Origin of the sequence: Falsiroseomonas tokyonensis (genome assembly GCF_019024325.1) — a bacterium.
Classification (GTDB): domain Bacteria; phylum Pseudomonadota; class Alphaproteobacteria; order Acetobacterales; family Acetobacteraceae; genus Falsiroseomonas; species Falsiroseomonas tokyonensis.
Map to the genome: position 1 here is coordinate 877,531 of NZ_JAFNJS010000001.1, position 25,030 is coordinate 902,560.

The 25,030-nt window shown below is 72.2% G+C and carries 20 protein-coding genes; 7 read left to right on the forward strand and 13 right to left on the reverse strand.

Annotated elements, in window-relative coordinates; translation table 11 throughout:
- Positions 1–24: 24 nt before the first annotated feature.
- On the reverse strand, positions 25–930 hold the full coding sequence (locus J3S20_RS03880) for an MICOS complex subunit MIC60 (protein WP_216834768.1): 906 nt from the start codon (positions 928–930) through the stop codon (positions 25–27).
- A gap of 149 nt (positions 931–1,079) precedes the next feature.
- Positions 1,080–2,570: a dihydropyrimidinase gene (hydA, locus tag J3S20_RS03885; protein WP_216834769.1), complete on the reverse strand. Its 1,491-nt coding sequence runs from the start codon at positions 2,568–2,570 to the stop codon at positions 1,080–1,082.
- 104 nt (positions 2,571–2,674) lie between these two features.
- Between hydA and J3S20_RS03890 the strand changes: the two genes are divergently transcribed.
- Positions 2,675–3,751 carry a tartrate dehydrogenase gene (locus J3S20_RS03890; RefSeq protein ID WP_216834771.1) on the forward strand — a complete coding sequence of 359 codons (1,077 nt, stop codon included), beginning with the start codon at positions 2,675–2,677 and terminating at the stop codon, positions 3,749–3,751.
- A 275-nt stretch (positions 3,752–4,026) separates the two neighbouring features.
- On the opposite strand, the gene J3S20_RS03895 is transcribed toward J3S20_RS03890, so the two are convergent.
- Positions 4,027–4,962 (reverse strand): LysR substrate-binding domain-containing protein, encoded by a 936-nt coding sequence (locus J3S20_RS03895; RefSeq protein WP_246602249.1) that lies wholly within the window; start codon positions 4,960–4,962, stop codon positions 4,027–4,029.
- Between the two features lie 326 nt (positions 4,963–5,288).
- On the opposite strand from J3S20_RS03895, the gene accD reads away from it, so the two are divergent.
- The 4 genes from accD (at position 5,289) to J3S20_RS03915 (ending at position 10,006) form a co-directional block, all read left to right on the forward strand.
- A complete protein-coding gene (gene accD, locus J3S20_RS03900; protein WP_216834773.1) occupies positions 5,289–6,221 on the forward strand; it encodes an acetyl-CoA carboxylase, carboxyltransferase subunit beta in 933 nt (310 codons plus the stop codon).
- Positions 6,218–7,522: a bifunctional folylpolyglutamate synthase/dihydrofolate synthase gene (locus J3S20_RS03905; protein WP_216834775.1), complete on the forward strand. Its 1,305-nt coding sequence runs from the start codon at positions 6,218–6,220 to the stop codon at positions 7,520–7,522. Before accD ends, J3S20_RS03905 begins: the two co-directional genes overlap by 4 nt.
- 314 nt (positions 7,523–7,836) lie before the next feature.
- Positions 7,837–8,103, forward strand: a complete 267-nt coding sequence (locus J3S20_RS03910) for a hypothetical protein (protein ID WP_216834777.1) — start codon at positions 7,837–7,839, stop codon at positions 8,101–8,103.
- A gap of 172 nt (positions 8,104–8,275) precedes the next feature.
- Positions 8,276–10,006 (forward strand): uracil-xanthine permease family protein, encoded by a 1,731-nt coding sequence (locus J3S20_RS03915; protein WP_216834779.1) that lies wholly within the window; start codon positions 8,276–8,278, stop codon positions 10,004–10,006.
- A 6-nt stretch (positions 10,007–10,012) separates the two neighbouring features.
- On the opposite strand, the gene J3S20_RS03920 is transcribed toward J3S20_RS03915, so the two are convergent.
- The 5 genes from J3S20_RS03920 to addB form a co-directional block, all read right to left on the reverse strand.
- A complete protein-coding gene (locus tag J3S20_RS03920; RefSeq protein ID WP_216834780.1) occupies positions 10,013–10,486 on the reverse strand; it encodes a GNAT family N-acetyltransferase in 474 nt (157 codons plus the stop codon).
- Positions 10,487–10,516: 30 nt separating this feature from the next.
- Positions 10,517–11,656: a PQQ-dependent sugar dehydrogenase gene (locus tag J3S20_RS03925; protein ID WP_216834783.1), complete on the reverse strand. Its 1,140-nt coding sequence runs from the start codon at positions 11,654–11,656 to the stop codon at positions 10,517–10,519.
- A gap of 63 nt (positions 11,657–11,719) precedes the next feature.
- On the reverse strand, positions 11,720–12,049 hold the full coding sequence (gene trxA, locus J3S20_RS03930) for a thioredoxin TrxA (RefSeq protein WP_216834785.1): 330 nt from the start codon (positions 12,047–12,049) through the stop codon (positions 11,720–11,722).
- 105 nt (positions 12,050–12,154) lie between these two features.
- The gene (gene addA, locus J3S20_RS03935; RefSeq protein WP_216834786.1) at positions 12,155–15,619 is read right to left on the reverse strand and encodes a double-strand break repair helicase AddA; all 3,465 of its coding nucleotides are present in this window, start codon (positions 15,617–15,619) and stop codon (positions 12,155–12,157) included.
- Positions 15,616–18,660: a double-strand break repair protein AddB gene (gene addB / locus J3S20_RS03940; protein ID WP_216834788.1), complete on the reverse strand. Its 3,045-nt coding sequence runs from the start codon at positions 18,658–18,660 to the stop codon at positions 15,616–15,618. Before addB ends, addA begins: the two co-directional genes overlap by 4 nt.
- Positions 18,661–18,732: 72 nt before the next feature.
- Here addB and J3S20_RS03945 point away from each other — a divergent pair, with 72 nt between their 5' ends.
- Positions 18,733–19,182, forward strand: coding sequence for a VOC family protein (locus tag J3S20_RS03945; protein ID WP_216834790.1), 450 nt, complete (start codon positions 18,733–18,735; stop codon positions 19,180–19,182).
- On the opposite strand, the gene J3S20_RS03950 is transcribed toward J3S20_RS03945, so the two are convergent.
- The 3 genes from J3S20_RS03950 to tsaE are packed head-to-tail and all read right to left on the reverse strand — an operon-like array spanning position 19,174 to position 21,355.
- Entirely contained in the window at positions 19,174–19,902 is a 729-nt protein-coding gene (locus J3S20_RS03950; RefSeq protein ID WP_216834793.1) for a nucleotidyltransferase family protein, read from the reverse strand. The genes J3S20_RS03945 and J3S20_RS03950 overlap by 9 nt on opposite strands.
- The gene (locus tag J3S20_RS03955; RefSeq protein ID WP_216834794.1) at positions 19,899–20,894 is read right to left on the reverse strand and encodes an aminoglycoside phosphotransferase family protein; all 996 of its coding nucleotides are present in this window, start codon (positions 20,892–20,894) and stop codon (positions 19,899–19,901) included. Before J3S20_RS03955 ends, J3S20_RS03950 begins: the two co-directional genes overlap by 4 nt.
- On the reverse strand, positions 20,891–21,355 hold the full coding sequence (tsaE, locus tag J3S20_RS03960) for a tRNA (adenosine(37)-N6)-threonylcarbamoyltransferase complex ATPase subunit type 1 TsaE (protein ID WP_216834796.1): 465 nt from the start codon (positions 21,353–21,355) through the stop codon (positions 20,891–20,893). Before tsaE ends, J3S20_RS03955 begins: the two co-directional genes overlap by 4 nt.
- 115 nt (positions 21,356–21,470) lie before the next feature.
- On the opposite strand from tsaE, the gene J3S20_RS03965 reads away from it, so the two are divergent.
- Positions 21,471–22,490, forward strand: coding sequence for an NAD(P)/FAD-dependent oxidoreductase (locus J3S20_RS03965; RefSeq protein WP_216834797.1), 1,020 nt, complete (start codon positions 21,471–21,473; stop codon positions 22,488–22,490).
- A gap of 5 nt (positions 22,491–22,495) precedes the next feature.
- Here J3S20_RS03965 and J3S20_RS03970 read toward each other — a convergent pair whose 3' ends face one another.
- Both J3S20_RS03970 and J3S20_RS03975 read right to left on the reverse strand, forming a co-directional pair.
- Positions 22,496–22,825, reverse strand: coding sequence for a hypothetical protein (locus tag J3S20_RS03970; protein ID WP_216834799.1), 330 nt, complete (start codon positions 22,823–22,825; stop codon positions 22,496–22,498).
- Positions 22,826–22,936: 111 nt separating this feature from the next.
- Positions 22,937–25,012 (reverse strand): S8 family serine peptidase, encoded by a 2,076-nt coding sequence (locus J3S20_RS03975; protein WP_216834800.1) that lies wholly within the window; start codon positions 25,010–25,012, stop codon positions 22,937–22,939.
- Positions 25,013–25,030 lie beyond the last annotated feature (18 nt).

The following is a 25,030-nucleotide window of genomic DNA, read 5'->3' on the forward strand; positions in this document are numbered from 1 at the left end:
CAGGTCAGGCTCGGGCGGCGGGCATCAGGACGGGCGACGCATGGCGGCCAGCGCCGGGCTGGGCGGCGGCGAAAGGGCGCGCAGCAGGGTTTCCTGCACCGCCTGTTCCACCGCCACGCGGGCACGCGCCTGGGCGAGCCAGCCGGCGACCAGCGGCTGCAGCGAGGCATCCAGCGCGCCAGCATCGGCCAGTGCCGCGGGCAGGTTGCCGCGCTTCAGATGTTCCGCGATGCCGGCCAGCGCCGTGGCCTGCGCGCCCGGCTGCGGCTGCGCCGCCAGGCCGATGGCGGCCAGCATGCCGCGGGCCGTGCTGCCCGCCTGGTCGACCAGCGTTGCCTCCCGCGGTGCGCGGGCCAGCAGCTGCGGGGCGAGGGCGGCGAAACGCTCGCGCAGCTCGGCTTCCGTCGGCAGGCCGCGGGCGGCGTGGCTGGCCAGCACCTCGGCCAGCGGCGGCGGCAGCGCGCCGGGCGGGGCCAGTGCGGCCATGGCCTGGTATTCGCGCAGCCAGGGGCGGGGGGTTGCGATGCTCGATTGCAGCAGCAGCGCCGCGGCCAGGAAACGGTCGGCGGTGGGCCCGCGCTGTTCCAGCGCCGCCATGCGCTGGGCGGCGGCTTCCGCCTGCTGCGCCGCGGCCTCGGCCCGCGCGGCATGGGCGGCGAGCTGGGCATTGGCCTGGCGCAGCAGCGTCTCCAGCGCCGCGGCGCGATCCTCCACCGCCAGCACCACGGCGGGGCTGGAGGCGCCGGCGGAGGCCAGCGCGCCGGGCCAGAGCAGCAGGGCGCCGGCGGCCAGCGCCGCGCCGCAGACCACGCCGGCGAGCGGGGCCAGGATGATGCCGGAGGGGCGCGCCTCCGCCGGCGCCGCATCGCCGCGGCCGGAAGGCAGGATCGACGCGGACAGCCTCCGCGCATGGAGCAACTGAATCGGCACGGTTCGCGTCGCCTCTGCACGACAGCCGAAGGGCAATCGTCAGCCGAGGTTTAGCGGCGAGAGGTTTTGAAACCGTGAAAGCCTAGAAGGTTCTGTTGCGGAGCAGCGAAAGGCTCCCACCCGTCACCGGGCGGGAGCCACAGGCAGACTCACTCGACCGCGGCGGCGTCGAAGCCATCCGGCACGCGCCCGCTTGGCCGCGCCATGGCATAGGGGCCGCGCGCGAGAAAACGCCCCGCGCCCGGCTGCGCCAGCACCTCCCCGCCCTGCACGGCCACACGGCCAGCGGCGATGGTGACACTAGGAAAACCCTTCACGGCAAAACCTTCCCAGGGCGTGTAGTCGATGGCGTGGTGCAGCTCCGAATTGCGGATGGTGCGCTCCGCATCCGGGTCCCAGAGCACCAGGTCCGCATCGGCGCCCGGCATCAGGCTGCCCTTGCGTCCTTCCAGGCCAAACAGCTTCGCCGCATTGGCGGAGCTCAGCCGGACGAAATGCGGCAGGTCGATGCGGCCCTTCGAGACACCCTCGCTGAACAGTACAGGCAGCCGCGTCTCGATGCCCGGCACGCCATTGGGGATGGCATTGAAGGCGGGCGTGCCGTCGGGGCGGAGGTTCGCATCGCCCATGCCATAGCCGCCGCTGCCCGGCGCGCGCTTGGCGGTCGCGAAGGAAAAGCCGCAATGGTCGGAGGAGACGATGTCCAGCGTGCCATCCAGGATGCGCCGCCAGACCCGCTCATTCTCCCCCTTCTCGCGCAGCGCCGGCGAGCATACGGCCTTGGCACCCGCAAAGTCCGGGCCCTGCAGGTCGTCATGCGACAGGGTCAGGTATTGCGGGCAGGTCTCCCCCCACACCTTCACCCCCCGCGCGCGGGCGCGGGCGATCTCCTCCGCAGCCTCCTCGCAGCTCACGTGAAAAATCTGCACCGGCTGATCGACCATCTCGGCCAGCGCGATGGCGCGATGCGTCGCCTCGCGCTCCACCACCGGGGGACGCGCCCAGGCGTGCTGCAGCGGGTCGGTCAGCCCGGCCTTCAGCAGCGCGTCGATGCGCCAGCCGATGGCGTCGTAATTCTCCGCATGGATGGTGACGAAGGCCCGATGCCGCCGCGCCACCGCCAGCACCCGGATCAGCTGCGCATCGTCCAGCCGCAGCGGGTCGTAGGTGAGAAACACCTTCAGGCTGCGCACGCCGCGCGCGATCAACGCCGGAATCTCCCGCTCCAGCACCTCTGGCGTCGGGTCGGTGATGATCTGGTGGAAGGAATAGTCGCAGCGCGATTTCTGCGCCCGCGCCTCATACCCCGGGGCGCTGTCCGCCAGGCTGTGGCCCTTCCACTGCGGCAGGAAGCAGATGAAGGAGGTGGTGCCGCCGGCCAGCGCCGCCGCGGAGCCGCTGGCAAAACTCTCCTCATGCACGGAGCCGTCCTGGGCCAGCTCCTCCAGGTGGCAATGCGGATCCAGCCCGCCCGGCGTCACCACCAGGCCCTTGGCCGAGACCTCCTCCCGCCCCGCGGCCAGGTTGCGGCCGAGCGCCACGATGCGCCCGCCGAGGATGCCGATATCAGCCTCCACCACCTCCGCCGCCGTGGCGACCGTGCCGCCCCGCACCACCAGATCATATGCCCGATCGGCCATCCGAACCCCCTGCATCCAAGCCGCCCCAAGGTGCGCAGCGGCGCGGCGCTTGTCCACCGCCCGCACGCGCCATACGACAGGGGAGAAATCCAGGGAGAGAACGCATGCGCAGCTACCGGATCGCCGCCATGGGCGGGGACGGCATCGGGCCGGAAGTCATCTCGGCGGGCGTCGAAGTGCTGAAGGCCTGCGCCGAACGCGACGGCGGCTTCCAACTCGACTTCACCGATTTCGACTGGGGCTCCGACTACTACCGCAAGCATGGCGTGATGATGCCGGCCGACGGCGCCGACCAGCTGCGCGCCTTCGACGCCATCCTCTTCGGCGCCGTCGGCGCCCCCGACATCCCCGACCACGTCACCCTCTGGGGCCTGCGCCTCGCCATCTGCCAGCCGCTCGACCAATACGCGAACGTGCGCCCCACCCGCGTGCTGCCGGGCATCACCAGCCCACTCCGCAACGTCTCCGGCCCGGAACTCGACTGGGTGATCGTCCGCGAGAACTCCGAAGGCGAATACTCCGGCGTCGGCGGCCGCGCCCATCGCGGCCTGCCGATCGAAGTCGCCCAGGACGTCTCCATCATGACCCGCGCCGGGGTGCAACGCATCATGCGCTACGCCTTCCGCCTGGCCCAATCCCGCCCGCGCAAGCTGCTGACCGTCGTCACCAAATCCAACGCACAACGCCACGCCATGGTGATGTGGGACGAAATCGCCGCCGAAATCGCCACCGAATTCCCCGACGTCACCTGGGACAAGATGCTGGTGGACGCCATGACCATGCGCATGGTCATCAAACCCGCCACCATCGACACCATCGTCGCCTCCAACCTGCACGCCGACATCCTGTCGGACCTGGCCGCCGCCCTCGCCGGCTCCCTCGGCATCGCACCCACCGCGAACATCAACCCCGAACGCGACACCCCCTCGATGTTCGAACCCATCCACGGCTCGGCCTTCGACATCACCGGCAAAGGCATCGCCAACCCGATCGCCACCTTCTGGACCGCCAGCATGATGCTCGACCACCTGGGCGAACCCAACGCCGCCCAACGCCTGATGCGCGCCATCGAACACACCACCGCCAACCCCAACCTCCACACCCCCGACCTCGGCGGCCCCGCCACCACCCGCCAAGTCACCGACGCCGTCTGCGAAGCCCTGCGGATGGCGAACGACTGAAGCCCTAGGGATGGGCGGAGGGTGCGCTGCGTGATTGCAGGGGGACGCTGTCCCCCTGCACCCCCTGCCAAGGGGCAGTGGCCCCTTGGAACCCTTTGATTCATGAACGGAAAGGGAGAGGGGCCAGCGGGTGCGCCGAACATGCGCGCGCTCCGGCCCCTCTCCCTTTCCGTTCAAGGTCCTGAGGTCCAGGAGGCCACTGCCTCCTGGCTGGAGGGGTGCGGGGAGGGCAGCGCCCTCCCCGCATCACGGGCGCAACCACCGCCCCCTCGGCGTCAGACGTCGCCCTTCGCGGCGCTTTCGGCAAACGGTGTCAGGCGGCTGCGGATGAGGTGGCTGATGGCGGTCAGCGCCGCGCGGCGGGGGAAGGTGGTGCGGGAGACGAGGCGGATGTCGCGGCCGGTGTTTTGGGTCAGGGGGCGGAGGGTGATGCCGGCGTCGCGGGCCACGCCGGCGGCCAGGCCGGGGATTAGGGTCGTGCCGTAGCCGGCGGCGACCATGTTCATCAGGGTGGCGAGGGAGGCGGCGCGCAGGGCGCCGCTGCGGGGGCCGTTCTGGCCGCAGGCGGCCAGAGCCTGGTCGCGCAGGCAGTGGCCGTCGGCGAGGACGAGGACGTCGGGTGCCAGGTCTTCCTCGCGGATGCGGGGTTGGTGGGCCAGGGCGTGGTCGGGCGGCAGGGCGGCCAGGAAGGGTTCGGAGAAGAGGGTTTCGGTTTCCAGGTCCGGCGCTTCGGTTTCGGTGGCCAGCAGGGCGGCGTCGAGGTCGTGGCTGCGCAGCCGGTCGAGCAGGGCGGCGGTCACGTCTTCCCAGGGTTCCACCACCAGCTCGGGCAGCGCGTCGCGGAGGGGGCCGAAGATGAGGGGCAGCAGGTAGGGGGCGAGGGTCGGGATGATGCCGAGGCGGAGCTGGCCGCGCAGCGGGTCGCGGGAGGCGTGGGCCAGGGCCAGCATGGCGTCGGCGGCCTCCACCGCGGCGCGGGCATGGGCGAGCAGGGCTTCGCCGGCGGCGGTGGGCACCACGGATTTGTTGGTGCGTTCGAAGAGCACCACGCCGAGTTCGTCTTCCAGCTTGCGCAGTTGGGTGGAGAGGGTGGGTTGGCTGATGTGGCAGAGTTCGGCCGCGCGGCCGAAGTGCCGGTGTTCCGCTACCGCCAGGGCGTAGCGCAGGTCGCGCAGGTTCATGGTGGCGGCCTCCCCGTCTTGCTTCTCCATCGATGATACCAGGGGGCGCTTAGGGAGTATCATAGATGGCATCAATCGATTAGGTTGATGCCGTGGGCGATCGCAGCGGTCAGCCGGGCATCTCATCCGCTGGCTCTGCCGGCCGGGCTGGGATCCATCGCCTGGACCTGCATGCGCTCCGCCTCGGCCTCCATCGCCGCTTCTGACCCGCGGGCCTGTGGCGGGACCCCTTGCGCCGCAGCCCCCATTGACCCTACCTCCGCCGCCAATGGCCGCGCGCGTCGCGCGCGAGGAAGCCCCTTCCGGGGCAGGCCGGCCGCCCCCCGGGGCAGGCGGGCGCTTGAGGGCATGGACCGATGAACTGGATTTCCGACTGGGCGCTGCCGAAGGTGAAGGCCCTGTTCGGGCAGCCGCGGGAGGTGCCGGACAATCTCTGGCACAAATGCCCCGCCTGCGAGCAGATGATCTTCCACCGCGACCTGGAGCGGAACCTGCATGTCTGCACCCATTGCGGGCATCACATGCGGCTGTCCGCCGCCGGCCGGGTGAAGGCGACGCTGGATGAGGGCTGGTCGCGCATCGAGCTGCCCAAGGCCCCGGCGGACCCGCTGCGCTTCCGCGACCAGCGGAAATACGCCGACCGGCTGAAGGAGGCGCAGCAGAAATCCGGCATGGACGACGCCGTGCTGGTGGCCCAGGGCACCATTTTGGGGCGCAAGGCGGTGCTCGGCGTCTTCGAATTCAACTTCATGGCTGGCTCCATGGGCGCCGGCGTGGGGGAGGCGCTGGTGACGGCGGCCAAGCTCGCCGTATTGCAGGATGCGCCGCTGATCGTCTTCACCGCCTCCGGCGGCGCCCGCATGCAGGAAGGCGCCATCAGCCTGATGCAGATGCCGCGCACCGTGATCGCGACCCGCATGGTGAAGGAGGCCGGGCTGCCCTTCATCGTGGTGCTGTGCGATCCCACCACGGGCGGCGTCACCGCCAGCTTCGCCATGCTGGGCGATATCCAGATCGCCGAGCCGAATGCGCTGATCGGCTTCGCCGGCGCCCGGGTCATCGAGCAGACAGTCCGCGAAAAACTGCCCGAGGGCTTCCAGCGCGCCGAATACCTGCTGGAGCACGGCATCCTCGACATGGTGGTGAAGCGGCACGACATGCGCGCGACGCTGGCCCAGGTGATCTCCCTGCTGCGCGAGCCGACCCTGTCGGCCGAGACCCCGGCCGAGGATCTTCCCATGCTGCCGGCGCCGGAGACGGTGGAGGCCGAGGTCGTGAAGCCCGCGTGAGCCAGCTACCGGCCTCGCGCAGCGAGGAGATCATCAACCGGCTGCACAGCCTGCATCCCAAACTGATCGACCTGAGCCTGGACCGGCTGCAGCGCTGCCTGGCCGCGCTCGGCCATCCGGAACGGCGACTGCCGCCGGTCGTCCATGTCGCCGGCACCAACGGCAAGGGCAGCACCTGCGCCTTCTTCCGGGCCATCGCGGAAGCGGCCGGGCTGCGCGTGCATGTCTTCACGAGTCCCCACCTCGTTTCCTTCCATGAGCGCATCCGCCTGGCGGGGAAGCTGGTGACGGAGGAGGCGCTGACAGCGGCGCTGGCGCATGTCGAGCAGGTGAATGGCGGCCAGCCGATCACGGTCTTCGAGGTGACCACCGCCGTCGCGCTGCACCTTTTTGCCAGCGTCCCGGCGGACCTGCTGGTGCTGGAGGTCGGCCTCGGCGGGCGCTTTGATGCCACCAATGTGGTGGACCGCCCCGCCGTCACCGCCATCACCAGCATCTCCCGCGACCACATGGACTTCTTCGGCGACGACATTTCCCGAATTGCCTGGGAAAAGGCCGGCATCATCAAGCCGGGCGTGCTTTGCGCCACGGGGCGGCAGGTGCCGGAGGCGGCGGAGGTGATCCTGAAGGAGGCAGCCGGGCAGGGCGCGCCGCTGCGGGTCCGCGGCCGTGACTGGGATGTGCTGCGCAAGCCGGATGGCAGCCTGGACTGGTGGGATGAGACGACGCGGATGGCCCTGCCCCGCCCGGGACTGATCGGCCCGCACCAGGCGGAAAACGCCGGCATCGCCATCGCCGCGCTGCGCGCCTGGAACCCCCCCTGGCTGACCGAGGATGCCATCCGCCAGGGCGTCGCCCAGGCCAGCTGGCCCGCCCGCATGCAGCGCCTGACCGGGCGGCTGGCCGCGTTGCTGCCGCCGGATTGGGAGCTGTGGCTGGATGGCGGCCACAATGCCGGCGCCGGCGTCGTGATCGGCCAGCACATCCGCGAAAGCTTCGCCGACCGGCCCATCCACGTCCTGGTCGGCATGAAGGGCGGCAAGCAGGTGCCGGAATTCCTGGCGCCGATCATCCCGGTGGCCAACAGCCTCTGGGCTGTGGCGGAGCCCGGGCAGCACCTGGCCATGACCGTGCCCGATGTGGTGCGCGCCAGCGGCGGCGCCGCGCATCCCGGCGGCACGGTGGCGGAGGTGCTGGACCGGCTGGCCTCCACAGGCGGCCCGGCGCGGGTGCTGATCTGCGGCAGCCTGTATCTGGCGGGCGAGGTGCTGAAGCTGGACGCCGCCGCCGACACCGCGTGAAGTCACCAGCAAGGTCTCACCAGAAGAACGCATTGTGTCGCAAGTAAGGCAAGTTCCCACGCGGCCGTGAAGACTTGACGCCGTCTCGTTGCATGGACTCCCCGGGGCTGCCGACCATATCCGCTGTCGTGATGCCAAGGGGCCGGACATGATCCGGCCGCCGGCTCCTCCGCCAGGGGCTGTCTGATCCTGGGGAGGGCCGGCAGCGGTGCGCGAGGTTTTGGGCGCACCGGCTCCCACCCATCCGGCGCCCTGCCGGACACAACCAGGCGGCCCGGGACCGGCATCATGGCCGCCGCGCAAGAGGAGCCCGCATGAGCGGCATCTACGAAACCGCCTCCGGAACCTATGGCTATGGCCAGCTCGACCCCTCGGAGTTCAGCCAGCCCGGCTATGGGCAGGTGGACCCTGCCGAATTCAGCCAGCCCGGCTACGGGCAGCTCGACCCGTCCGAATTCAGCCAGCCCGGCTATGGCCAGCTGGACCCTTCGGAGTTCAGCGAGCCCGGCTATGGCCAGCTGGACCCGGACATCTTCACGCCCGGGACGGTGAACGATTCCTCCGACCTCGGCTGGTTCTGAGCGGCCGACGCCCCCCCGGCCCGCCGATCCGGCCGGCCTGATGCAGAGGGCCTGACCCGGGCCCCCCGCCGGCTGCCCCGGCCCCTCGGCAGCCGGCGGCAATGTGCCGGCCCATGCTTGCGGTAGCACTCCAATCATTGGACAACCGGAGCGCGTGGCACAGGGGGGGCGGATGACCGAGCAGACGGTCCGTGCGGCTGCGCCGCCGGCCACGGGCTGGGGCCTGCACAGCGCGCCGCCCGCCAGCGTGCTCTGGCCCGCCGCCCTGCAGCATATCGGCCTCGGCTCCGTCACCCTGGTCTTTCCGCTGGTGGTCGCGGATACCGCCGGCGCGGATGCGGCCACCCTCTCCTCCTACCTGTCGCTGGCCATGCTGGCGCTGGGCCTGGCCACGCTGCTGCAGGCCTGGGGCCGGCCGATCTGGGGCGGGACGACCATCGGCTCCGGCTTCCTGCTGCCCGCCGTCTTCACCGCCATCTACCTGCCACCGACGCTGATCGCGGCGCAGCTGGGCGGGCTTTCGGCAGTGGCGGGGATGACCATCGTGGCGGGCCTGACCCAGCTGGTGCTGTCCTTCGCCGTGCAGCGCCTACGGCCCTGGCTGCCGACGGAGCTGGTGGGCCTGGTTGTGCTGATGATCGGCGTCAGCCTCGGCCTGCTGGCGCTGCGGATGATGCTGGGTTTCGGCCCGGGGCTGGACCGCGGCACGGATGATCTGCTGGCCACCGCGGTGGCGCTGGCGGTGATCATCGGCGTCAGCGTCTGGGGCGGGCCGCGGCTGAGGCCCATCGCCGTGCTGGGCGGGCTGGTGCTGGGCTTCGCCGTGCATGTCATGGTGACCCAGCTGCGGGGAACGCCGCTGCTGCCGGTGCCGATCATCTGGCAGTTCCCCAGCTGGCCCCTGGCCACCCCCAGCCTGGACTGGACCCTGCTGCCCGGCTTCGCCATGGGCGCGCTGGCCTGCCTGGTGCGGGTCTGCGGCGACGTGGTGGCCTGCCAGCGGGCGACCGATCCGAACTGGCGGCGGCCCGATTACGCGCAGATGAAGGCCGGCGCCCTGGCCGATGGGCTCGGCACCTGCCTGGCCGGCCTGCTCGGCGTGCCGGGCACCAACAGCTACACGGCCAGCGTCGGCCTTTCGATCGCCACCGGCGTCACGGCGCGGCGGGTCGGGCTGGCGGTGGGGGTGCTGTGGATCGTGCTCGCCATCGTGCCGGGCACGGCGGAGGTGGTGCTGGCGGTGCCGCGCGGCGTGCTGGGGGCGGCGCTGTTCTTCGCCGCCGCCTTCATCACCGTCACCGGCATGGGCATCGTCACCCAGCGGCTGATGGATGCGCGCCGCACGCTGGTGGTGGGCGCCGCCCTGGTGATCGGCCTGTCCTACGACGCCGCGCCGCAGATCTTCGCGGGCCTGCCCCAGGCGGCACGGCTGCTGGTCTCATCCTCGCTCGTGCTGGGGATGGTGGCGGCGCTGCTGCTGGTGGCGGCCTTCCGGATGGGCACGGCGCAGCAGCGCCGCCTGCTGTGGCGGCCGCAGGATGGCGCGGCGGCGCTTCAGGATTTCGCCCGCCAGTCCGGCGCCGCCTGGGGCGCGCGGGCCGAGGTGGTGGCGCGGCTGGAGGCGGCGCTGGAGGAGGTGGCCCATGCCCTGCCCGGCCTGCTGGGCCCGCAGGGCGCGGTGGAGGTCACCGCCCGTTTCGACGAGTTCAACCTGGACACGACCCTGCGCTGGGCGGGCGAGGCCCTGCTGCCCGCCGGCCTGCCGCCGACGCTGGAGGAGGCGGAGGATGCCGCCCTCGCGGCCCGCCTCGCCGCGGTGATGCTGCGCCGCGCCGCAGACCGGGTGGCGGAGGGACGGCTGGCCGATGGCCGGCAGGAGCTGCGCCTGCATTACGACCATTGAGGGCGTTCAGCCTGCCGGAAGCTCCATGATCGCGACCGGGATGGGATCGCCACCCTGGTCGAAGTGGCCGGTGCCAATGCGCCGGAAGCCGCAGCGGCGGTAGAAGCCCTCGGCATTCAGCGTCGCCTCCAGCCGGATCGGCCCGGCATGGCCGCGGCGGGCTGCCTCCAGCCCGATCTCCAGCAGCCGCCGGCCGAGCCCGGCGCCGGCGGCCTCCGGCAACAGGAACAGGCGCGTGACCTCGCCGGGCTCGGCATCGACGAAGCCGAGGATCATGCCTGCGCGCTCCGCCACCATGGTGCCGCCGCGGGCGATCATCGCCTCATAGGTCGCGGTCGTGCGGGCCCCCATCCAGCCGGCGATCTGCGCCGGCGCGTAATGGCCCGCCGCCAGGCCGCGGACGGAGCGCAGGGTGAGGTCGAACAGCGCCGCACCCTCCCCCGCCCGGGCCGGCCGAACCGTGACTTCCTCTGCCGCCATCGCCCCGCCTTGTCCCGGCCGGGCGGCCTTTCAGCCCGGCGCAAGGCGCAGGATGCGCCCGTCGGATTCATCCGTCAGCACCAACAAGCTGCCATCCTGCGCCACCAGCACGTCCCGCATGCGGATGCGGCGGTCGAAGAGCAGGCGCTCCTCCCCCGTCACCTGGTCGCCATCGGTGGTCAGCCGTACCAGGCCCGGGCTGTTCAGCGCCGCGACGAACAGGCTGCGGCGCCAGCCGGGGAAGGCGGCGGCGTCGTAGAAGGCGAGGCCGGCGGGGCTGATCACCGGCGTCCAGACCCGGATCGGGTCCACCATGCCAGGCGCGCTGCTGCGCTCGCTGATCGTGGTGCCGCTGTAGTTCACGCCATGCGTCACCACCGGCCAGCCGTAATTGGCGCCGGGGCGCAGCACATTGATCTCGTCCCCGCCGCGCGGCCCGTGCTCGGCCAGCCACAGGCTGCCGGTCCAGGGGTTCAGGGCCAGCCCCTGCGGGTTGCGATGGCCATGGGAGAAGACCTCCGGACGCGCGCCCGGCTGATCGACAAAGGGGTTGTCGCGCTGCGGCCGGCCTTCCCGGTCCACCCGCAGCACCTTGCCCGCCAGGTCGTCCAGCCGCTGCGACCGCATCCGGTCCACATTGCGGTCGCCGGTCGAGAGGAACAGGCGCCCATCCGCGCCGAAGGCGATGCGGCAACCGTAGTGCTGCCGGCCGGAACTCTGGGCCGGCGTCGCATCCAGGATCGGGGTCACCGCCTCCAGCTCCGCGCCGTCCGCGGCCAGCCTTGCGCGGGTGAGGCGGGTGAGCGCGCCGCCCTGGACCAGCATCGCCGAGCAGAAGAAGATTTCCCGGCTGCGCTCGAAATCCGGCGCCAGGGCGACATCGAGCAGCCCGCCCTGGCTCGCCGCCTCCACCTGCGGCACCCCGCCCAGCGGTCGGGAGAGGGCGCCGTCGCGCCCCACCAGCCGCATCCGGCCCGGCCGTTCCGTCACCAGCAGCTGGCCATCCGGCAGCTGCGCCATGCCCCAGGGCCGTTCCAGGCCGCTGGCGAAGGTGGTGAGGCGGAAATTCGCCCGCTCGGAACGGACGACCTCCCCATTCTGCGCCAGGGCGGGAGGGGGGAGGGCCCCAAGCGGAAAAGCCAGGGCAAGGGCCAGGATGCGCTTGATCATGACCGCGATGTAAGGTGGCGCGCGGCTTCCGCCAGCGCCACCCGCATCACGGCCGCATCAGCCTCAGGCCAGGCGGCCGGCGACCCAGTCCTTCAGCGCGCTCTTCGGCAGGGCGCCGACCTTGGTGTCCACCGGCTTGCCGTCCTTGAACAGGATCATGGTGGGGATGCCGCGCACCGAATAGTCGTTCGGCGTCATCGGGTTGTCGTCGATATTGACCTTCGCGATGGTCAGCTTGCCGGCATATTCCTGGGCGATCTCGTCCAGGATCGGCGCGACCATGCGGCAGGGGCCGCACCATTCGGCCCAGAAGTCGACCAGGACGGGGCCGGGCGCCTCGAGGACGTCCTGCTTGAAGCTGTCATCGGTGACAGCCTTGGTGAATTCGCTCATCGGGAGTCTCCGGGCGCGCTCGCGGGGGGCTGGCGCTTTGATGGCAAGATCGTGGCGGTGCGGCCCCGGGTCAAGCAAGGGGCATCTTGCGAGGGGCGCGGGGCGTCATGCGCCTGGCGCATGCGCATCCAGCAACCCTTCCGGGAGAGGCATGAGCCGCGCCCCGAAAGTCCAGACCAGGGCGCAATCCACCCGCCGTCCGGGGAAGGCGCGGGCCAGAACGGCGCGGTAGGCCGCCATCTGGCGCAGGTAGAGCGCCGGGACGGCCGAGACCTCGGTGGGCGGCGGGCGGTTGGTCTTGTAGTCGAGCACGAGCACGCGATCGGGCGCGACAAGCAGCCGGTCGACCTGCCCGCTGACCAGCCGGTTGCCCACCTGCCCGGCGATCGGCGCCTCCGCCAAGCTGTCGGGGCCGAAGGCGGCGGCGAAATCCGGCGCGGCGAGCAATGCCATCACCTCCGCCAGCGTCGCCGCCTGCTCGGCTTCGGAAAGCCCCTGGCCGCGCCGGGCGAGAAAGGTCTTTGCCGCCGCCTCCCGCTCCGCCGGCGGGCGGTCGGGCAGGTGCTGCAGCAGGGCGTGCACCAGGCGGCCGCGCCGAAAACGCTGGCCGGTGGGGTCGGCGGCGCCATGCGGGGCGGCGGCGGGGGTTTCCCGCGTTTCCTCGCGGGGGACGGCGGAGGGGGCGAGGGCGTCCAGCGTCACCTCCGGCGGGGCCGGGCGGCGGGCCCAGTCCGGCAGATCGGCGGCGGCGGCGGGCGGCGTGTCCCGCCCATCCGGCACCGGCGGAACCTCCTGACGGGAGTCGAGGCGGCGCAGCGTGGTGGCGGCAAAGCCGAGGCCGGGCGGCGCCTCCAGCGGCAGTTCGGTGGTGGGCAGCCGCGAAAAGCCCTGGGCGACGAGGTCGTACCAGCAGGATTCGGGAAAATCCCGGCTTTTCGGGCGCTTGCGCTGCCAGCCGCAGACCAGCAGCCGGTCCTCGGCGCGGGTCAGGGCGACATAGAGCAGCCGATGCTCCTCCGCCGCCCGTGCCGCCTTCTCGCTGGCCAGCAGATCGGTAAAGGCCGGGGCGTGGTGGTCCCTGTTGGGGGCCCAGAGGGGCAAAGGCGGGCCTTCCTCCGGCATCACCCAGCGCACCTCCGTGCTGTCCCGACCCGCGGCCACCGTATCCGGCAGGATCACCACCGGCGCCTGCAATCCCTTGGCGCCGTGCACGGTCATGATGCGCACGGAATCGCCAGCGGCCTCCTGGTCCCGCTTCACCTCGGCGCCGCCGCGCCGCAGCCAAGCGACGAAGCCTTGCAGGCTTGGGGGGTGGCGGCTGCCATGGTCCAGCGCCGCGTTCAGGAATTCATCCACCGGATCCGCCGCATCCGGCCCCAGCCGCGCCAAGAGCTTTGCCCGGCCGCGATGCTCCCCCAGAATTTCGGCGAAGAGCGCATGGGGGGTGACGACATCGGCGCGGGACATCAGCCCGGCGAGGAAATCGGCCGCCTCCCCCTCGGGCGTCGCCTGCCCCCGCGCCAACTGGAGCTGCCGCCAGAGGCTGCCCTCACGCCCGGCTGCAAGCGCCAGAAGCTGGTCGTCATCCAGCCCGATCAGCGGCGATTTCAGCGCGGCGGCGAGCTGCAGGTCGTCCTCCGGCAGCAGCAGCGCATCGGCGAGCGCGAGCAAATCCTGCACGGCGATCTGCTCGACCAGGCGGATGCGGTCGGTGCCGCCGACCTTCACGCCGCGCTCCTTCAGCGCCCGCACCAGCCGCGGCAGCAGCCCGCCGGAGCGTTTGCGCACGAGGACCAAAATGTCGCCGGCGCGCATGGCGCGGCCGCGGCTGGGCAGCATTTCGCCGGTGTCGAGCCAGGTTGCGATGCGGGCGGCGATCGCCTCGGCCAGCTGCGCATCGGCGCCCGTCGCGGCGGCGGGTGTTTCGGGCACTTCCCAGGGCGGCGGCGGCTCGCCCTCCGCGCCGTCCAGCATGGGCCAGAGTTCGACGCAGCCGGCATGGCCGATGCGGTCCGGCCGATGCCGCAACGTCTCGCCCGGCGCCACCACGCCGTCCCGCGCCGCACCTTCGGCAAAGACGGCATCGACCAGCGCCAGCACCGGCGCGGTGGAGCGGAAGGAGACCTGCAGCTGCACGTCGCGCAGCTCCTCCCCCAGCGCCTGCAACCGCTGCCCGAAGTGGCGCTGCCAGCGGGCGAAGCCGGCGGAGTCGGCGCCCTGGAAGGCGTAGATGGATTGCTTGACGTCGCCGACCGCGAAGATGGTGCGCGCGCGGGGGTCCCGCCTCTCAGCGCCCGCACCCGCAAAAAACTCCTCGGTCAGCGCGGCGGCGATGCCCCATTGCGCGGGATTGCTGTCTTGCGCCTCGTCCAGCAGCACATGGTCCAGCCCGCCATCGAGCTTGAACAGCACCCAGGCGCTGCCGGGGTCGCGCAGCACCTGGCGCGCGGCGAGGATCAGGTCGTCGTAATCCAGCATCCCGCGCGCCTGCTTGCGCGCCCGATACCCCTCCAGCACCGGGGCGCCGAGGCCGAGCAGGGCGCGCGTTGCCGCTAGCAGCCGGCTGGCGCGGCGGGCGCCTTCCACGGCCGCCACGCGCTCCCCCTCCCGCCGCAGGATCTCGGCGCATTCGGCCTGGCGCGGGCCGACATCCTTGGTGGCCATGCGGGCGCGCGGCGTGCCTTCCTGCGTCAGCAGGATTTCCACCCAATCCGCCCAGCGCGCGGCGCGTTCCGCCGGATGCAGCGACAGCCAGTCCAGCAGTTTTGTGCCGCGCGCCTGGTCGTTGACGTTGCGGCTGGCCTGCAAAAGCCGGGCGGCGATCACCGCCTGGTCGTCCACCCCCTGGGCGCCGGCGGCGACCAGCGCCGCCTCATGCGCCGCCTCCGGCAGGCCGAGATGGCGGCCGATGGCGGCGCAGAGCGCGGGCAGCGAGCCGGTCTCGCGCAGCGCCGTGCCCAGTTTCTCGCGGTCCCGGTCCAGCGCCCGCACCAGGCTGGCGAAGGAATCGGGCGGCACCAGGCTGGCCAGGGCTTCGAGTGCCGGGCCCTGGGCGGGGCTGGCCAGCACCGCCTCCCGCGCCTCGGCCAGCAGGGCGGCGGCATCCGCCTCCTCCACCACGGCGAATTGCGGGGCGAGGCCGGCCTCCAGCGGGAAGGCGCGCAGCAGGGACTGGCAGAAGGCGTGGATGGTGCTGATGCGCATGCCGCCGGGCAGGTCCAGCACGCGGGCAAACAGCCCCCGCGCCGCATCCAGGTCCTGCCGGTCCGGCGCGCGGCCGAGCAGCGCGGCCAGTCGCGCGGCCAGCTTCGCCTCCGGCTCCACCGCCCAGCGGCCGAGGTCGCGCGCCAGGCGATGCGCCATCTCGGCGGCGGCGGCCTTGGTGAAGGTGAGGCACAGGATCGCGCCCGGCCGCGTGCCCGGCGCCAGCAGCAGGCGCAGCACCCGGTCCGTCAGCACCTTGGTCTTGCCGGACCCGGCCGAGGCGCCGACCCAGGCGGAGGCGGCGGGGTCCGAGGCGCGGGCCTGCTCGAACTCGGCTTCCTGGCGCGGGGTGAGGGTCAGGCTCATTCCTCGCCCTCCGCATCCGCCCATTCATCGACGCGGGAAAGGTGATCGTAATCCCCGCCCCGTGTCCTGCGGCCGGGATGCGGCCGGGCGGTGAAGGCGGCGTCGCCGAGCAGGAAGCGGTCGACCAGCGCGCCAAGCCGTTCCATCGCCTGCCCGGCCAGCTCGGCCACGTCCTCAGGCTCCGAAAACATCTGCTTTTCCTCGCCAGGGGTCTCGCCGCCCGAGAGCTTCCAATAGGTCAGCGCCCGCACCGCCGCGCCGGGGATGTCGGCAAAGGCGCCGGCGGCGGCCATGGCGGCCTCCAGGGGGAGCTGCGGCGCGCGGCCGTCCTGCAGCTCGTCCGGGCGGGGCAGGGTGCCGGTCTTGTAGTCGAGGATGGCGAGGCTGCCGTCGCCGAGCCGGTCAATCCGGTCCGCGCGCGCCTTCAGGGTGACGGTGCCGCGCGGGCGGCGCAGCTCCAGCCGCCCATCGGTCTCGGTCCAGCTGCGGGCGATGCCGCCCCCTTCCCGCCGCTCCGCTTCCAGCGCCACGACGAAGGCGCCGATGCGGGCGAGCCGCGGGCGCCAGAAGGCCGCGAGCGAAGGGCGCGGCCCCTGGTCTTCGAGGGCCTTGGCCGCCGCCTGCCCCCAGGCCTCCAGCGCCGCCTCCTCGCCGGGCCAGCCGCCGGGGGCGCGGCTGATGGCGCTGACGAAACCGGCGAGCGCGGCATGGACGATGATGCCGTAGTCCAGCGCGCCGACATCGGCATCCAGCGGGTCCAGTTTCCGCAGTCGCAGGATGCGCTTGGCGTGGAAGGCATAGGGATCGGCCAGCAGGTCCGAGACCTCCGTCACAGAGATTTCGCGCGGCCGCTGGGCCAGCGTCGGGCGCGGGGCGGGGCGGGAGACGGGGGTGACGCGGTCCGGCACATCCAGCGCGGCGGCCATCCGCGCCGCCTCGCTGCCCGGCAGCCTGAGATCCTGACCTGAAAGGAAGGTTTCGAGGCGTGTCAGCCAGCGCGCGGGCACGGTGGGCGACCCGCCGCGGCGGGCGGCGCGGGACAGCACCGCCTCCGGCGCCGCGCAGGCAAACAGGAAAAAATCCATGCAGACGCGGCCGATGCGGGCCTCGGGCTCCGGCAGGCCGAACTGCTTGCGCATCGGGCGGCTCATCCAGGGGCCGGGATCGGTGGCGAGCGGCCAGACGCCCTCATCCAGCGCGCCGAGCACGACGCGGTCGAAGGCCAGCAGCCGCGCCTCCAGCAGGCCGAGGATCTCGACCCGCGGATGCGCCGCGCCGTGCTTGCGGACGATGTAGGTGGCCACCCCCTCCAGGCTCGCCTCGAAGAGTGCCGGCCAGTTCGCGGGGTCCATCGGCGGCAGATGTTTTAAGGCCGGGGCGAGGTCCGCCATGTGGCTGGCCAGCACCTCGCCCTCCTGCGCCGCATAGAGGCGCAGCCCGCCGGGTTCCTGCGGCGTGGTGGCCAAGGCCTCGGCGGCGGCGAGATGGGCTTCCAGCAGATCCGCCGGCGGTCGGGCGGCGCCGTGGCGGGTGCTGAAGCCGCCGAGCGCGTTCTCCAGAGCGCCGACCAGCGCCTGGAGGCGCGTCTTGCGGTCATCCTCCGGCAGGGCGGCGATGACCTGCTTGAGCCCCTCCAGCCCGCCGAGCGGCCGCGGCCCGCGCAGCACGCGGCGTTCCAGCAGCCGCACGGCGTCCAGGAACTCCGCGCGATCCATCCCCGCCGCCGCCAGCGGATGCTTTGTCAGCGCCAGCAGCGGCACCGGGGCAAAATCCTCGGCGACGGTGCGGGCGAGCAGGCGCAGGAAGACGCCGGTGGGCGTCTGGCCGAGCGGCTGGCCCGCGGAATCGTCGGCGCGGATGCCGTGGCGCACCAGCTCGGCCGAGACGCGACGGGCGAGGTCGCGATCCGGCGTCACGAGCGCGGCACGGGCGCCCGGCTTTTCCAGGGCCTCCCGCAGCAGCAGGGCGATGGCGGCGGCCTCGGTCTGCGCTTCGGGCGCCGCCACCAGACGCAGCCCTTCGAGGCCCGGTGCCCATCTTTCGGCCGCCGGCTGGGTCCAGGGCGTCATTCCCTCCGGCGGGCGCAGCGCCATTTCGAGCAGCGCGACGCGGGCGGCGGGGACGGCGGGGGCGGTCTCGGCACAACCGTGCCAGCGGCGCACCTGGCGCGGCGCGGCGCCCATGGCGGCCAGCAGCCGGCCCTGGCTGCAGAAGGGGTGCGTGGGGCTGTCGCAGATATGCGGCCAGATCTCGGCCAGCTCCGCCCGGTCCAGCCCATGCAGCACCACGGCGCCCTGGTCGAGCCGCGCCACCACCTTCAGCAGCTCGACCGCGGCCGGTATGGTGCCGCCGACGCCGATGCCGGCGGCAATGACGGGGTGCCGAGGCGGGTCCTTCTGCCAGGCCTTGGTCTGCTCCCGCAGCGCCAGCACGCGGCGCAGGCCGATATCGAGCAGGCCCTCCTCCTCCAGCCAGCCGGCCCAGGCGGTGGCGACGCCGCGCAGGAAGGTCGTGGTGATCTGCCAATGGGTCGCCTGGGATTCGGGGACCAGCGTTTCCAGCCGGGCCAGCCAGGTTTCCGCGAATTCAGCCGGGGTGCCGTTGGCCAGCAGCTCCGTATCCGGCTCCTCCAGCGCGATCTCGTCGAAGATGCGGGCCAGCTCTGCCGCCAGGCCCCAGGCCTGCTCCGGCGTGCCCGGTCCGCCATGGCGTGGCGGCAGGCGGATCACCAGGCTGGTCAGCACCGCCTGGCGAGTCAGCGCCGGGACGGCCGGCGGCAGCTCCAGCAGCGTGGGCAGGGCCAGCTCATCCGCATCCTCGGTGGACAGCCCCGCCAGCGCCCGCATCCGCGGCAGCAGCAGCGCGCGGCCCTCGGCGCGGGCCAGGAACGCATCGCGCAGGCCGCGGGCGGAACGCCGCGTCGGCAGCAGGATGGTGGCGCGGGACAGCGCCTCCGGCGATCGGTCGCGGACATCCGCGAGCACCCCGGCGGCGAGGCATTCAAGAAAGGGCAGCTCGGCCGGGATATCGAAGAGATTCATGTTCCGTTCCTAACGCTAGGCCAGGGCACCGGTTTGGTCCAGCTTGCGCTTCGGGCAGCGGGGAGAGCCGCTATGGGAGATCGGGGTGCGCCGCCGCGCAGCGGCTGGGCGGGCTTCGTGCCGGAGCTGATGGTCAACGACCTGCCCGCCAGCCTGGCCTTCTGGCGCGAGGTGCTGGGTTTTGGCCTCGCCTATGACCGGCCGGAGGAGCTGTTTGTCTATCTGGAGCACCCGGATGCGGGCCAGCAGGCGATGCTGTGCCAGCGCAGTGGCCGCTTCGAGACCGGGCCGATGGACCGGCCGCTCGGCCAGGGCGTGATGTTCCAGCTCTATCTGTCCCGCCTCGCCCCGGTGCTGGCGGCACTGGCGGCGCGGTCCTGGCCGATCCACCAGGGCCCGCGCGAGATCTGGCGCTGCACCGGCGACCGCGAGAGCGGCCAGCGGGAGGTCTTTGTGCAGGACCCGGACGGCTACCTGCTGATGGTGGCGCAAAATCTGGGGGAGCGGCCCGTCTCAGAATAGCGCCGTCAGCATCCCCGCCCGCAGCATGGTCTCCGCCCGGTCGAGGTCGCGCGGGGTGGAGAGATGAAACCAGGCGCCGTCATGCACCAGGCCGAAGATGCGGCCGGCCTCGATGGCGCGGTCATACAGCAGATTCAGGCTGAAGGGCCCCGCCGGCGCACCCTCGAAAAGCGCTGGCGAGAGGATCTGCACGCCGCCGAAGAGATAGGGCGAAATCTCCCGCTCCTTCGGCCGGCGCAGCAGGCCCAGCGGGTCGATGAAGAAGTCGCCGCGGCCGGCCTCGCCATCCACCTGGGCGGTGCGCACCAGCAGCAGCAGCGCATCCATCCGCGCCGGGTCGAAGGCCTGGGCCAGGCGCTGCAGCGCGGGGGTCGGGCCGTCCAGCCAGAAGGCGTCGCCATTCACCACGGCGAAGGGGCCTTCGCCCAGATGCGGCAGCGCGGCGGCATGGCCGCCGCCGGTCTCCAGCAGCACCTCCTCCCGCAGCACCAGCCGGTCCGGCGCGTCATGCGCCTCGACCGCCGCTGCCACCTGGTCGGCGAACCAATGGGCGTTCACCACGTGATGCGCGACGCCCGCATCGCGCAGCCGGTCCAGCGCATGGTGCAGCAGGGACTCGCCCTCCAGCTCCAGCAGCGGCTTCGGGCGGTCGTCGGTCAGCGGCCGCATCCGCGTGCCGAGGCCGGCGGCGAGCACCATGCCATGGGTCAGGGTGATCATGCCGCCTCAGCCTCCAGCCCCGCCGGGTTGCCGCGCAACGCCGGGGGGACATGCCTGTCCAGAAATTCCGCGAGCGGCGCCGCCGCCGCGTGCTGCAAGGCCTGGCCGAGCAGCGCCCAGCAGCGCGGGCCGTGGCGCAGGTAATGCGGCTTGCCGTCGCGCTGCGCCAGCCGCACCCAGAGGCAGGCCACCCGCAGATGCCGCTGCGCCGCATGCGCCGCCATGGCGCCCCGGAATTCCTGCGGGTCCAATTCCGGCCGCAATGCCAGGTAGCGGGCGATGCAGGCCTCGCGGACTGCCGGGTCCACGTCCCGCCGCGCATCCTCGACCAGCGAGACGAGGTCATAGGCCGGGTGGCCGAGCGCCGCGTCCTGGAAATCCAGCAGCCCCATATCGGCCGGCGGCGCGCGGCCAGGCAGCGGCATCAGATTGGCCGGGAAGAAGTCCCGATGCACGAAGCCCGCAGCGGCATAGGGCGCCAGCATCGCATGGATCGCCAGCCCGAATTCCTCGCCGATCGCCTCGGAGGGCGGTTCGCCGAAGGCCGCCGGCCACCACCATTCAAGAAAAGTGGCGGCGGCGGTGTCGGCCATGCGCGCGGCGTCCCAGGCCGGCAGGTTTGCGGGCGGCGGCACGGCGTGCAGCCGGGCGAGGGCGGCGGTGGCGGCGAGATACAGCGGCGCGGCCTCCGCCCCGGCATCCAGCAACTGCGCCATGGTGTGGGCGCCGAAATCCTCGATGATGGCAAAGCCCTGGCGCGGATCGGCGGCCAGAACCTCCGGCGCCGAGAGACCGGCCTCGGCAAGATGGGCGGCAACCCGCAGGAAGGGGCCGAGATCCTCCTGCGGCGGCGGTGCCTCCATCAACAGCGCCGGGCGCGGGCCGCCGACCAGCCGGGTGTAGCGGCGGAAGGAGGCATCGGCCGGCAGGGGCTGGCGCACCGCATGCACGAAATCATTCTCGGTCAGGAAGGCGACCGCCTCGGCCTTCATGCGCCCATTCCTTCCAGTCGCCCGGCCCAGCCGGTCAGCGTCGCAATGCGCGCGGTTTCGGTCGGGCCCGGCGCCAGCGCGATGGTCAGCGCCTCCGCCGGCCGCAGCGCGCCCAGCCGCTCCGGCCACTCGATCAGCGAAATGCCCTCCCGCGCCTCCTCCCAGCCCAGCTCGTCGAGGCCGGCGGGGCCATCGAGGCGCCAGAGGTCGAAGTGGAAGGCGGGTCCGATCGGTAGGTCGTAGTGCTGCACCAGGGTGAAGGTGGGGGAGGGCACCTCCAGCGCCGGGTCGCCCGAGGCCGCGCGCAGGAAGGCGCGGGCGAAGGCGGATTTGCCGGCGCCGAGCGGGCCTTCCAGCAGCAGCGCATCGCCCGGCCGGGCGCGCGCGGCCAGCTTCGCGGCCAGCGCCGCGGTGGCGGCCTCATTGGCCAAGGGGAGCACGATTGGGAGAATCAGGGACATGCGCCGCGGCAATCTGCCCCGCCCGTGCCGCACCGCACAAGCCGCGCGGCGGCGGACCTTGATCCCTCCCTCGCCTTGGTCCAAGCAGCCGCCAGGCAGAAGGAACGGGGGCAGCATGCCGGCGGTTGTCGAGACGGATGTGGCGATCATCGGCGCGGGTCCGGTCGGGCTCTTCGCCGTCTTCGAATGCGGCATGCTGCGGATGAAGACGGTGGTGATCGATGCGCTGGGCGAGATCGGCGGCCAGTGCAGCGCGCTCTATCCCGAAAAGCCGATCTTCGACATCCCCGCCCATCCGGAAGTCACCGGCGGCGACCTGATCGCGGCGCTGCACAAGCAATGCGCCCCCTTCAACCCCATGCTGATGCTCGGCCGCCGCGTGGAGGGCCTGCGGCGGGAGGGAGAGAGCCTGGTGCTGACCACCAGCGAGGGCGATACCGTCACCTGCAAGGCGGTGATCCTGGCCGCCGGCGCCGGCGCCTTCGGCCCGAACCGCCCGCCGCTGGAACGCCTGCCGGAATTCGAGGCCTCGGGCGCCGTGCGCTACCTGGTCACGAAGCGGGAGGAGTTCCGGGGCAAGCGCGTGGTCATCGCCGGCGGCGGCGACAGCGCGGTGGACTGGGCGCTCAGCCTGAAGCAGGTGGCGGCGCATGTGACCGTGGTGCATCGCCGCGACAAGTTCCGCTGCGCCCCCGAAAGCGCCGCCCAGCTGAAGCAGGCGGCGGAACGCGGCGAGATCGAGCTTGCCATCCCCTACCAGCTGCACGGGCTGGAAGGCACCGATGGCGTGCTGACCGGCGTGTCGCTCGCCACGCTGAAGGGCGAGGTGAAGACCGTGCCGGCCGACCATCTGCTGGCCTTCTTCGGCCTGTCCATGGAGCTCGGCCCGATCGCCGAATGGGGCCTGGGCCTCGATCGCAGCCATATCGCGGTGGAGCCCGCGACCTGCGCCACCAATATCCCCGGCGTGCACGCCATCGGCGACATCGCCACCTATCCCGGCAAGCTGAAGTTGATCCTGCAGGGATTCTCGGAGGCGGCGATGGCGGCGCATGCCATCCACCCGAGGATCTTCCCGGGGGAGGCGCTGCACTTCGAATACTCGACCAGCAAGGGCCTGCCGGTCGCGGGCTGAGGCGTTCAGGCCGCCTGCAGCAGCGCCTCGATCCGCGCGGCGTCGTCGCGCGGCACGCGCAGCTGCAGCTCGCTGCCCTCCAGCTGGGTGGCCTCGCGGTCCAGCGGCACGCTGCGCACCAGCTCCTCCAGCGCGAGCTTGGCCGATTCATGGTCCTTGAAGCGGCGCGTCAGCGTCTTGGCGTCCGGCACTTGCGGCGCCGCCGCGCCCCCCTGCACCGGCGTGGCGCGCGGCCCGCCGGTGGCGGTGGCGGAGCTGGGATCGCTGGCCGGGAAGCTGTCGCGGACGCTGATCTCGACATCCTTCTGCGTCTTGCCGTCGCTGGGCTTCTGCATGATGGGGTTCCCCTCTGTGAGCCAGCGTAACGCTTGGCGCCCCCAGAAGTTCGGCCCCGGGCCGGCGCCCAGGGCGGCCAGTCGTGCGAGATGCGCGCTCATCGCCGTCCCTCAGGCGAAGAGGAAATCGGCGGCACCGAGCGTCGTGGTGCCCACTACATGGCCCACCAGCTCATCCGCCGCGGTGAAGCGGCGGTTGGCATCGGTATCCGCGTAGATCGCCGTGCCCGCCGCGCCGGCCAGCGTCTCCAGGCGCAGGAAATAGGCGCCGACATCGTCCGAGAGCTGGATGCGGTCGCCGCGCTGGAAATCCAGGATGCGGCCGTAATCCGCGCGTCCGGCCTGGCTGGCCAGGCCGTCATTGTAGAACAGCCCGCGCGCATCGCCGAGGATGAAGATGTCGTTGCCGGCCAGGCCGCGCAGCGCGTCGATCGTGCCCTTGCCGAGGAAGCTGCCGGATTGCGGCAGGCCGCTGAGGATATCGGCGCCGGCCGTGCCGGTCAGCGTCTCGGAGGCCGCGGTGCCATACAGCCTGCCACCGGTCGCGGGCGGCGGGGTCGGCGTCGTGTCGCCATCGCCGGCGCGCAGCATCGCCTCCGCATCCAGCCGGCCACCGGTGGCGGTGCGCCCGGCGAGGGAGGCGGTGGCGGTGGCGGAGCCCAGCAGGGCGGCGCGGATGTCCGCCGCGCTGTCGCCCGCATTCGCCGCGGCATAGAGCGCGACGGCGCCGGTCACATGCGGCGCGGCCATGGAGGTGCCGCTCATCGTGCCATAGCCGCCATTGGCGGTGGTGGAGAGGATGCCCTGCCCCGGCGCCGCCAGGTCCACCGTGGTGGCGCCGTAGTTGGAAAAGCCGGCCAGCGTGCCGCTGCTGGTCAGCGCGGCGACGGAGACCACCGCCTCATACCCCGCGCTGGCCAGCGTGCTGTAATTCGCCGGGTAGCTGCCGAAGCGATCGGTGTCGGAGGCGGAATTGCCGGCGGCGGCGATGAACAGGTTGCCCGCCTGCGCGGTGCGGTCGATGGCCGCCTGCATGGCGCTGGAATAGCCGCCGCCGCCCCAGGAATTGTTGGTGGCCACGAAATCCTGCACCGAGGTCGCCTTGCCGGCCGCCGTGTAATAGTCGAGCGCCTTCACGGCATTGCCGAGCGAGCCGGAGCCATTGGCGCCGAGGAACTTCAGCGCCAGGATCTGCACGTTCCAGGCGACGCCCGCGACGCCCGTGCCATTGCCGCCGATCGCGCCGATGGTGCCGCTGACATGCGTGCCGTGGCCGTTGTCGTCGAAGGGGTCGTTGTCGTTGTTGACGAAATCCCAGCCGAAAAGGTCGTCGCGATAGCCGTTGCGGTCCTGGTCGTCCTTGTTCGCCCAGCGGGTGTCGCGCAGCAGGTCGCCCGCATCGATGCGGCCGTTCCGGTTGAGGTCGCTGACGAAGCCCGCATTGGTCGTCGCGTTCAGGTCGCGGAAGGTGATCTGGCCGTCGCGATCCGTATCCGCCAGCCGGCTGCGGAAGCTGAGGGGGATCTCGCCCTGGTTGATCCAGACATTCAGATACAGGTCGGCATGGGTGTAGTTGATGCCGCTGTCGATGACGCCGACGACGATCTTGGAAGACCCGGTCGCGCCCGCCGCCCAGGCCTCGCCGGCCTGGCTGCCGAAGGCATTCTTCTGCGCCGTCGCATCGCCATACATGCCCCAGAGGGCGCCGCTGGTGTAGCTGCCGTCATTCGAGACCGCGGCGACGGAGACGGTGAAATTCTCCTCCGCGAAATCGACGCCGGGCCGGACGGAAAGCAGCGCGATGGCCTCCGCCTCCTCCGCCCCCTCGGGCAGGGCGACGCGCAGCAGCAGCCCCTCCGCCTCCTGGCCCGGCAGGGCGCCGCGGATGACCTCAAGCGGGGTGGCGGCGACGCGGGCGAGCGCCTGTTCGACCAGGGCCGGATCCAGGCCGGGCTGGAACTGCACCAGCAGCTCCTCGGCGGGGGCCGGCGCCTTGGGAAGCGGCGCGGCGGGCGGGGCTTCGGGCGCCTCCGCCAGCGGGATCGTGGCGTGGGAGGGTAGCTCAGTTGGCGCAGCCTCGCGCCCGGGCAGGCCGAGGGCCGGCTGGAAGACCTGGCCCTGCGCCGGCTCATCCGCCGGAAGCGCGACATCTCCGGCCTCGGCGAGGCTGATTCTTGAGATCGACACGCATCCTCCGGGATTCAG

What these genes read in the sequence shown, in the direction of transcription:
- hydA (WP_216834769.1), bottom strand. Translation starts at nt 2,570, where the DNA reads ATGGCCGATCGGGCATATGATCTGGTGGTGCGGGGCGGCACGGTCGCC.
- J3S20_RS03890 (WP_216834771.1), top strand. Translation starts at nt 2,675, where the DNA reads ATGCGCAGCTACCGGATCGCCGCCATGGGCGGGGACGGCATCGGGCCG.
- J3S20_RS03895 (WP_246602249.1), bottom strand. Translation starts at nt 4,962, where the DNA reads ATGGAGAAGCAAGACGGGGAGGCCGCCACCATGAACCTGCGCGACCTG.
- accD (WP_216834773.1), top strand. Translation starts at nt 5,289, where the DNA reads ATGAACTGGATTTCCGACTGGGCGCTGCCGAAGGTGAAGGCCCTGTTC.
- J3S20_RS03910 (WP_216834777.1), top strand. Translation starts at nt 7,837, where the DNA reads ATGAGCGGCATCTACGAAACCGCCTCCGGAACCTATGGCTATGGCCAG.
- J3S20_RS03915 (WP_216834779.1), top strand. Translation starts at nt 8,276, where the DNA reads ATGACCGAGCAGACGGTCCGTGCGGCTGCGCCGCCGGCCACGGGCTGG.
- J3S20_RS03920 (WP_216834780.1), bottom strand. Translation starts at nt 10,486, where the DNA reads ATGGCGGCAGAGGAAGTCACGGTTCGGCCGGCCCGGGCGGGGGAGGGT.
- J3S20_RS03925 (WP_216834783.1), bottom strand. Translation starts at nt 11,656, where the DNA reads ATGATCAAGCGCATCCTGGCCCTTGCCCTGGCTTTTCCGCTTGGGGCC.
- trxA (WP_216834785.1), bottom strand. Translation starts at nt 12,049, where the DNA reads ATGAGCGAATTCACCAAGGCTGTCACCGATGACAGCTTCAAGCAGGAC.
- addA (WP_216834786.1), bottom strand. Translation starts at nt 15,619, where the DNA reads ATGAGCCTGACCCTCACCCCGCGCCAGGAAGCCGAGTTCGAGCAGGCC.
- addB (WP_216834788.1), bottom strand. Translation starts at nt 18,660, where the DNA reads ATGAATCTCTTCGATATCCCGGCCGAGCTGCCCTTTCTTGAATGCCTC.
- J3S20_RS03945 (WP_216834790.1), top strand. Translation starts at nt 18,733, where the DNA reads ATGGGAGATCGGGGTGCGCCGCCGCGCAGCGGCTGGGCGGGCTTCGTG.
- J3S20_RS03950 (WP_216834793.1), bottom strand. Translation starts at nt 19,902, where the DNA reads ATGATCACCCTGACCCATGGCATGGTGCTCGCCGCCGGCCTCGGCACG.
- J3S20_RS03955 (WP_216834794.1), bottom strand. Translation starts at nt 20,894, where the DNA reads ATGAAGGCCGAGGCGGTCGCCTTCCTGACCGAGAATGATTTCGTGCAT.
- tsaE (WP_216834796.1), bottom strand. Translation starts at nt 21,355, where the DNA reads ATGTCCCTGATTCTCCCAATCGTGCTCCCCTTGGCCAATGAGGCCGCC.
- J3S20_RS03965 (WP_216834797.1), top strand. Translation starts at nt 21,471, where the DNA reads ATGCCGGCGGTTGTCGAGACGGATGTGGCGATCATCGGCGCGGGTCCG.
- J3S20_RS03970 (WP_216834799.1), bottom strand. Translation starts at nt 22,825, where the DNA reads ATGCAGAAGCCCAGCGACGGCAAGACGCAGAAGGATGTCGAGATCAGC.